Source organism: Lentibacillus populi (assembly GCA_014642895.1).
Lineage (GTDB): Bacteria > Bacillota > Bacilli > Bacillales > Amphibacillaceae > Lentibacillus_C > Lentibacillus_C populi.
In genome coordinates, this window is the sequence record BMJD01000051.1 from 19,699 (window position 1) to 27,511 (window position 7,813).

Sequence of the window (7,813 nt, forward strand, 5' to 3'; positions counted from 1 at the left end):
GTTATTTCGAATCAGCGTATCTTTGCCCGTTTTTCTCTATTCTCCTTTCTTGATGGCGCTGTACGGTATAATCTTTTTTCTTCCTCTGTTTCAGGATAAACTTTCGGAACCGCAATTGGCTTTCCTTCCTGGTCAACAGCAACCATGGTAAGAAAAGATTCAGTTGTAAGTCTTTCCTCATTTTTAATTAAATCATGTGCTGTAACTTTTACATAAACCTCCATCGAGCTTGTCCCAGTATAGGTAACAAATGCTTCTAACATCAAGGAATCCCCAACCTTGGCCGCAGAAAGAAAATCAACGGAATCAATAGACGCCGTAACCACAGCACTTTTGGCATGTTTCATCGCTGTTAATGCAGCAATTTCATCGATATAAGCCAGTACTTTTCCACCAAACATCGTATCCAAGTGATTGGTATCTGGCGGAAGTACTAAACGGGTTTGAATAGTTTTAGAATCCTGTATAGCTACTTTTTCCACATTTATATCCTCCTTTAAAAATGAAAAACACCTTCCAATAGAAAGATGTTAAAAATGCGCACAAAAAATAAAGATACATAAAATCAGAAAGCGCAACACCCTCCTATTTCCCGTAGGATTGAATGCTCTTCCCCATGGCAGGTCTCCTGGCTTAGAATCGACAAATCTCTTCCCTTCCCGTTTCTCATCTGAAACAGTGGTAATCAAAGGATTCTCCTCATTACAGTGGCGGGACCGCGCTGGAATTTCACCAGCTTCCCTTTTCAACTTGCAACACAAGTCACCATAAGGCAAAAAGTATTCCATTTTCTTGATTATATCACCTTTTTTAGTAAGATAGTGATTTTCACGGAACAATTCCATAACTTGCATTTTTACGTGATGTTTGACAGTTCTCAATCGATGATTTGCACTTTTACGTTGATGTGTTATCCTTTTTCCATTGATGTTCTGCAGTTCATTACCGAAGTGAGCGGGGAACAAGATGTGCTGAATTTGGGTCTTTGAGCCGCGACCATTAGGATTATCCTTTAATCCGGAAGCTTTCCCGGAATCCATCACCACTTATTCTAATCACTTATTTTCAGAAATTCCACATAAACTATTGTTATATTTATCTAATTAGATTATAATCTAATTAGATAAATCAACTGGAGGTTTCCTAAATGCAGCTTGATCGAATTGTAAATTTTCATAAAACCATTGGCGACAAAACGCGCATTCAAATTATTGCCTTGTTAAAAGATGGACCACTCCATGGGCAGGCCATTGCTGGTAAACTCGGTTTAACGCCACCAACGATTTCATACCATATTACCAAGCTTCGGGAAATTGATGTCATTTATCAAAGGCGCGACAAAAATACGATCTACTTTCATTTGAATGAAAAGAAATTAGCATTTTTAGCGCAGGCAATTCTTAAGATTGGGGGAGAAAAAGAAATGGAGCCTTTTCAGGTTGATGATAAAGAAAAGTATAATGTCGTCAAAAACTTCTTTGACGATAATGGGAAGTTAAAAACGATTCCCGCCCAGCGCAAGAAAAAACTAATCATTTTGGAACACCTGGTACAAGGCCTGGAAAAAGGCAAAACATACAGTGAAAAGGAAATAAATGAGCACATTAAGCAATTTCATGATGATTATGCAACCATTCGCAGGGAATTTATCATGTGCCAGTTTATGAATAGACAAAATGGCCAGTACGAATTAAACCCTGAAGAAATATGGCTGATTTAGTCAGCTAATTTTTTTACAAATCTAATTAGATATATATGAAATTAGATGAAATTAAAATAGGGTGATAATAATGAAGAATTGGACCGTATGGAAGCAGGAAAAAAATTATCAAAAACTGTTTTGGTCAGGCTTTATGAATGGGATTGGCAACCGCTTCAGTCAGGTAGCTGTTCTGACGTTACTTTATCAGGTTACCGGTTCGGGAGGGGCAATTGGGCTTCTCTTCGCAATAAGGATGGCCCCATTTTTATTGCTAGCTCCCATCGGCGGGTTTTTGGCCGATCATTTTTCCAAAAAGAAGATACTGATCGTGATGGACATTATCCGAATTCCTTTTGCGATATCGCCAATCCTCGTTCAGGGTGCAGATGATTTATGGATCGTATACACAAGTGCATTTTTCCTTGCCGCTGGAGAAGCAATTTATTCACCAACAAGGATGTCTGCCATCCCTGCGTTAGTAAAACAAGATCGGTTGCTCTATATAAATGCACTGGAACAAATTATGGTCGGCGTTGTTCTTGTTGTTGGTTCCTGCAGTGGCGGGGTTATTTCCTATATTTTTGGTTTAAACCTGGCTTTTCTTTTAGATGGTCTATCCTATCTTTTATCAGCTTTATTTATTGTTAACATGACCATCCCGGCAGCTGTTAAGAATAAAACAGAGAGCTTAAATCCTGCACAATCCAGTTCTATATGGGGGGTTATCAAGGGATCTTCTGTACTTCTAATCTTTATCATTATCGAGATTACGATGCCTATAGCAAACGGGATTGATAATGTTCTGATAAGTGTATATGCACTGGACATTTTCCACATGGGTGACCTTGGCGTTGGGTTTATCTATGCCTCTCTTGGGCTGGGATTTATCATTAGTTCCTTTTTATCCAATCTACTGAAACGGAAGCTAGTTGCACTTATCATTGTATTCATTGCACTTGAGGGCTGTGGACACCTTCTCTTAAGTATCGCCCCTGTCTTTTCATTGGCGCTCATTATCGTTGTGTTTATTACATTTGCCGGTGGAATCAGTAATATTTGCTTAAGCACGCTGATCATGAAGATTGTACCCAAACCGCGGCAAGGATCATTTTTCGGAATTACCCAAATGATGACCAATACAATGCTTGGCATATCAATGGGAGTTGCCGGTTATCTGTTGGAAATCTTTGAACCAAGAATGCTAAGCTTTCTTGTCGGGACAACCTACATTCTATTCACAATTTTTTATGCCGTTATGTTTTCAAGGGTGAATCTGGTGAAGGAGAAAAGAAAGCTTGTTTTTCATGAAAATTAAAGTGAAGTGGTCGCTTCACTTTAATTTTTATAATGGTCATCACAAACTATTTAAATATACTATTTCCCTTCGACAAGCTTGCCGAAGTCTGTCCTATAATCAGGCAACAATGTAATGGTAGAGCATACAGCATTGGTTTCTACAACTTCGACTATGACATCCCCTCTGTTTGTATATGTCTTTTAAAAATATCCTTTGACAATTGATTAAGTCGTTTGTCAATTTGCTGATAAGCCCATGACTGTTTTAGAAGGGGAATTTAAATATTATTCTCAGAATAAATTGATAGAAACCCTGCATATCCATAAAATAGAGACTACTACTTAGACTCCAAAGGCTATTATCAACCTGTTTATGCTTTCCATAGTATAGTAGAGAAAAGGATATGACTATCTTATTCCGGGAATCCAGAAAAATTTATTGCTGATTGGGGTAGCTTTAGGAAAATGCGGATTTACAACGTTAAGTAAATTTCAATTTAAAAAGTCCAACTTCTCTATATTCAAATAAAGAAACTGGACTCTTTTCTTTTGTTACTACATAAAGGCTAAGGTGACTCCGCTATCGATTTTTTGGCTCCTTTGAGAAGCTGTTTTACTTTGAGTCCAAATAAAACACAGCAAGTTATCACGGCACAGAAATCTGCAATCGGCTCCGCGATAATCACGGCATTTGTTTTCGGAGAAATAACCATCGGAAGCAGGTATACCAATGGAATAAGCAAAATAATTTTTCGAAGTACAGCGATAAAAATGGAAACTTGTGCTTGCCCTAAAGCGATAAATACTTGCTGAAATGCTAACTGTACCCCATAAATAGAAGTACCTAAAAAGAATATTTTCATAAGCTTCGTAGTAAGCCTGATTAATTCGGGATCATTAGTGAAAACCATAATCGGAAGCTGTGGTAGAAAAGTAAATACGCTCCATATAGTCAATCCAAACATTCCACAAAAAAGGCTGCAATACTTTATAGTGGACTTCACTCGATCATGGTCACCTGATCCGTAATTATAGCCGATAATTGGTTGTGCCCCCTGTGCAAAACTATTCAACAACAATGTAAATAGTTGCATGAGGACACTCATGATTCCCATTGCAGCAACGTAAAGGTCTCCGCCATATTTACCAATAGAGGTATTGAATACAATTTGAATAAGACTTTCGGTTGATTGCATAATGAACGGTGAAAGCCCTAAAGCTAGTACACCGCCTGCTATTTTAAAATCGATGCGTATGTATTCAAATCGCAGTCGCAAATGTGCTTTTTTTGAGGTAAGAAACCATAAAACCCATACAGCAGAGATTGTTTGGGAAATTACAGTGGATAACGCCGCACCCTTTACTCCCATATTCATTCCGAAAATAAAAATCGGATCAAGAATAATGTTAACTGCTGCGCCTATACATATTGTTATCATAGCAGTTTTAGCAAATCCTTGTGCGGCGATAAATTGATTCAAGCCTAGTGATATAAGTACAGTGACCGAACCAATTAGGTATATGCCCATATAATCATCAGCAAATGGCAATGTATCAGGGCTTGCCCCAAACAGGACTAATAACTGCGATTTGAAGATTAGAAAAGTTATGGTCAATACGGATGAGACAATCAGTAACATTAAAAAACAACTTCCCAATAGCTTTTCAGCTTCTTTATGTTTTCTTTCTCCCATTTTAATAGAAGCTAGAGGTGCACCCCCAAAGCCGATTAGAGCTGAAAATGATTGAATCACCATCATAATAGGGAACACTATCCCGATACCAGTCAAGGCAAGTGTGCCCGTCTCGGGTATTCTTCCAATAAACATTCGATCGACCACGTTGTACAGTGCATTTATTAGCTGTGCTACGATTGCTGGAGTAGCAAGCGAAAAAATCAGTTTTGGAATTTTCTCATTAGCAAAACGATCATTCATATTATTGCTCACCTATCTGCCTCCTTGTTTTGAGTATTTAAGCAATTATTGAGTAAGTATTAGAGCATGAGATATTAACAGAAAGTACAAAAAAGGAAACACCAGGTTCTACAAATCATGCTTTTTTACATTTATAATTATAACATAATCCACTTCTAAAATCACTGTATTAATCCACAAAGAACACATTATATAAGGCATATATGAGCCGTTTTAAAGGGGTTATAACACATAAATAATGGTATTATACATGATATAAAATAAAAACCCTCAGAATGGATTTATGGAGGTTTTGAGGAAAGGTGTTTTCATTAAATATTTACCTTGCAATGTAAGATAAATTTAAAACCTCAAACAACCTAACCCCGTATTTGGGACGGGTTTAAAATAGTTGTTTAATTTTGGGTATAAAATGCTTTACGTTTTTGATTTACTCACGCCTAGAGGTAGGGGTATTATACGTTAATGCGTTATAAATCCTCCTATAACTTCGTGTTCAAAAAGTCGCCGAATGAGAAGGCCAGCTGAACGACTTTTCTTGGGCTGATTGTTCGTGTGATTGACCCTTTCTGCCATAGAATTTTCCAATCACGTCCGTACACTGGCATCCCATCATAATTCAAGGGTAGAAAGGAAATTCCCTAGTTTAACTCACTAAATAAGGGGTAAAGTTTATTGGAATTTATTGCAGTTTTAGTTTATTATTATTAATAAAATAGATTTTCCTTTTGGATTTTTTATAATGGATAGCTTTTCATAACAAATGCTTAATAATTAGGAGGAAACATGCTACAAAAATTCGGTTTTTCGCAATACGAAAGCAAACTTTATGAAGTACTAGTGTCCAGTGAAGAACCAATGGATGCAACTAATATTGTTAACTATTCAGGTGTTCCTAAAGCAAAAGTATACGAAGTCATATCACGCATGGTTAAAAAGGGGATGGTAATGGAGTCGATATCAGAAAAGAAAAAGCTTTATTCAGCGTTGCCTCTGCCACTTGCCATCGAAAAACTATCTGCTGAATTTAAAGATAACATAAATCAATTAAAGGAAAAAACGTATAAAAAATCATTTACTGATGATCGTGTTTGGAGTTTAAAGGTTGACTCGTCTATTCGAGCGCAAAGTATTCAACTTCTTAAAAAAGCAAAAGAATCAATTCGTATTTCTGCTTGGAAAGATGAATTTGTGGAATACATACCGTTTTTAGAAGAGAAGGAACAAAGTGGGATAATTGTTGAAGGGCTTGTTGTTGGTGACCTGACAACTGCCTTATCAAATATACTTACTCTGGTCCCTACACAGGAGCATAAAGCGTTAGAGAGATTTAAATTAATTATCATCGACGATAAAGAAGTAATGTTTGCAGGTGTTGAAGATGACTCATGGCAAGCGATCAAGACGATGTCCAAGCCATTTGTGAAGGTATTTACTGAATTCTTGTATCACGATATCGCATTAGCTAAAATTAATAAAAAATATTACGATTTATTAATGGGCGATGAAGAAATAAAAACTTTTCTTTTGAAGTTGAGATATTAAGTGTAAAAAAGGGAAACCTCCGCTCCAAAACGTAACCAATAGCTTCTTCACTCTCTGAACAATAGCATCCCTCGACAAAAGCCCCCTTATCAATCAAGGGGCTCTATTTTCTCCTTATTTCCATTTTTCAGCAGGCCATTAACTTCTTTATCTGTGGGCATACCAGATTGTGCACCAAACTTCGTTACAGATAATGCACCTACTGCGCTTGCGTAGTGACATGAATCTGCAAATGATGCACCCTTAGCCAATTGAACAGCCAATCCACCATTAAATGAATCCCCCGCTCCAGTCGTATCTACTACTTCAACTTGATGACCAGGAACATGGATCTCTGTACCTTTCTCATAATAGACTATACCTTCGCCGCCTTTTGTAATGACTAATTTCTCTTTAAGTTTATTTAGATCTCCTGAATAATCTTTTATCAGTTCTTCATATTCATGTTCATTTGGGGTTATCACATCGGCAAAATCGATTAGTTTATCAGGCAGTTTTTGGAAAGGGGCAGGGTTTAAAATAACTCTTACCCCATGTTGATAAGCGATCGCCGCTGCGTTCACAACCGTTGATAAGGGAATTTCCAGTTGCAGCAATACAGCATCACTATTAGCAATTACCTCTTCATTTTGTAAAATCATTCTTTCCGTTACTAGATTATTTGCACCAGGTACCACAACGATACTATTATCTTCTTCCGCTAAAGTGATTGCTGCAATACCGGTTTTTACGCCCGGTACAGATTCCATGTTATCGATTATAATACCTTCTGCTTCTAAATGATCTAAAAGTTCTTTACCAAACGGATCTTCTCCCACACAACCAATCATTGTCACCTTTCCGCCGATACGAGCAGCCGCCACAGCTTGATTGGCTCCCTTTCCCCCAGGAATTGTAGAGAACTGTTTACCAAGAACCGTTTCACCTGCTTCCGGTCTCCTGTTAGCTTCCGTTACTAAGTCCATATTAATACTTCCAATAACTGTAATCTTCGGTTGCATTTGTATAATCTCCTTCCAGCAATATATATAGGTGTTGATCCTCTTAAAAATAGGTGATTATAGTGGACTCAGTTCAACAATTTACCTAGACCCGGATATTAGTCGAACAAAGATTTATAACACCTGTATCATAAGATTGATTATTCAAGCTACTTATTCATTTCCTTTAACACGCAGGCAAACACGCTTCAAAAAATGATCCACAAAGTGATCAGCCTCAACTTCAAGACATACTTTAACACACTAGCATTGCATAAATATAGTCAAAATGTTCAGTAAGTACTATTCCCGTAATTTTTGCCAAAAAGTCAAAGTCCAATCAAAGGTGGCAC

At 37.3% G+C, this 7,813-nt stretch carries 6 protein-coding genes and 1 riboswitch; of the genes, 3 read left to right on the forward strand and 3 right to left on the reverse strand.

The window, feature by feature from the left end:
• Positions 1-11: 11 nt before the first annotated feature.
• A complete protein-coding gene (locus IEX12_RS20150; protein ID WP_188725776.1) occupies positions 12-482 on the reverse strand; it encodes an acyl-CoA thioesterase in 471 nt (156 codons plus the stop codon).
• Between the two features lie 119 nt (positions 483-601).
• Positions 602-785, reverse strand: a riboswitch (cobalamin riboswitch).
• Between the two features lie 362 nt (positions 786-1,147).
• Between IEX12_RS20150 and IEX12_RS20155 the strand changes: the two genes are divergently transcribed.
• Both IEX12_RS20155 and IEX12_RS20160 read left to right on the forward strand, forming a co-directional pair.
• A complete protein-coding gene (locus IEX12_RS20155; RefSeq protein ID WP_188725777.1) occupies positions 1,148-1,720 on the forward strand; it encodes a DUF2087 domain-containing protein in 573 nt (190 codons plus the stop codon).
• 70 nt (positions 1,721-1,790) lie between these two features.
• Positions 1,791-3,017: an MFS transporter gene (locus tag IEX12_RS20160; RefSeq protein WP_155555452.1), complete on the forward strand. Its 1,227-nt coding sequence runs from the start codon at positions 1,791-1,793 to the stop codon at positions 3,015-3,017.
• Between the two features lie 547 nt (positions 3,018-3,564).
• On the opposite strand, the gene IEX12_RS20165 is transcribed toward IEX12_RS20160, so the two are convergent.
• Complete coding sequence (locus IEX12_RS20165; RefSeq protein WP_214613722.1) at positions 3,565-4,947, reverse strand: MATE family efflux transporter; 1,383 nt, start codon at positions 4,945-4,947, stop codon at positions 3,565-3,567.
• 774 nt (positions 4,948-5,721) lie between these two features.
• Between IEX12_RS20165 and IEX12_RS20170 the strand changes: the two genes are divergently transcribed.
• Entirely contained in the window at positions 5,722-6,480 is a 759-nt protein-coding gene (locus IEX12_RS20170) for a TrmB family transcriptional regulator (RefSeq protein ID WP_188725778.1), read from the forward strand.
• Positions 6,481-6,569: 89 nt separating this feature from the next.
• On the opposite strand, the gene rbsK is transcribed toward IEX12_RS20170, so the two are convergent.
• A complete protein-coding gene (gene rbsK, locus IEX12_RS20175; protein ID WP_188725779.1) occupies positions 6,570-7,481 on the reverse strand; it encodes a ribokinase in 912 nt (303 codons plus the stop codon).
• Between the last annotated feature and the right edge of the window lie 332 nt (positions 7,482-7,813).

Excerpts from the sequence above, each read along its gene's own strand:
- IEX12_RS20160 (WP_155555452.1), top strand. The coding sequence starts at position 1,791 with ATGAAGAATTGGACCGTATGGAAGCAGGAAAAAAATTATCAAAAACTG.
- IEX12_RS20170 (WP_188725778.1), top strand. The coding sequence starts at position 5,722 with ATGCTACAAAAATTCGGTTTTTCGCAATACGAAAGCAAACTTTATGAA.
- rbsK (WP_188725779.1), bottom strand. The coding sequence starts at position 7,481 with ATGCAACCGAAGATTACAGTTATTGGAAGTATTAATATGGACTTAGTA.
- IEX12_RS20155 (WP_188725777.1), top strand. The coding sequence starts at position 1,148 with ATGCAGCTTGATCGAATTGTAAATTTTCATAAAACCATTGGCGACAAA.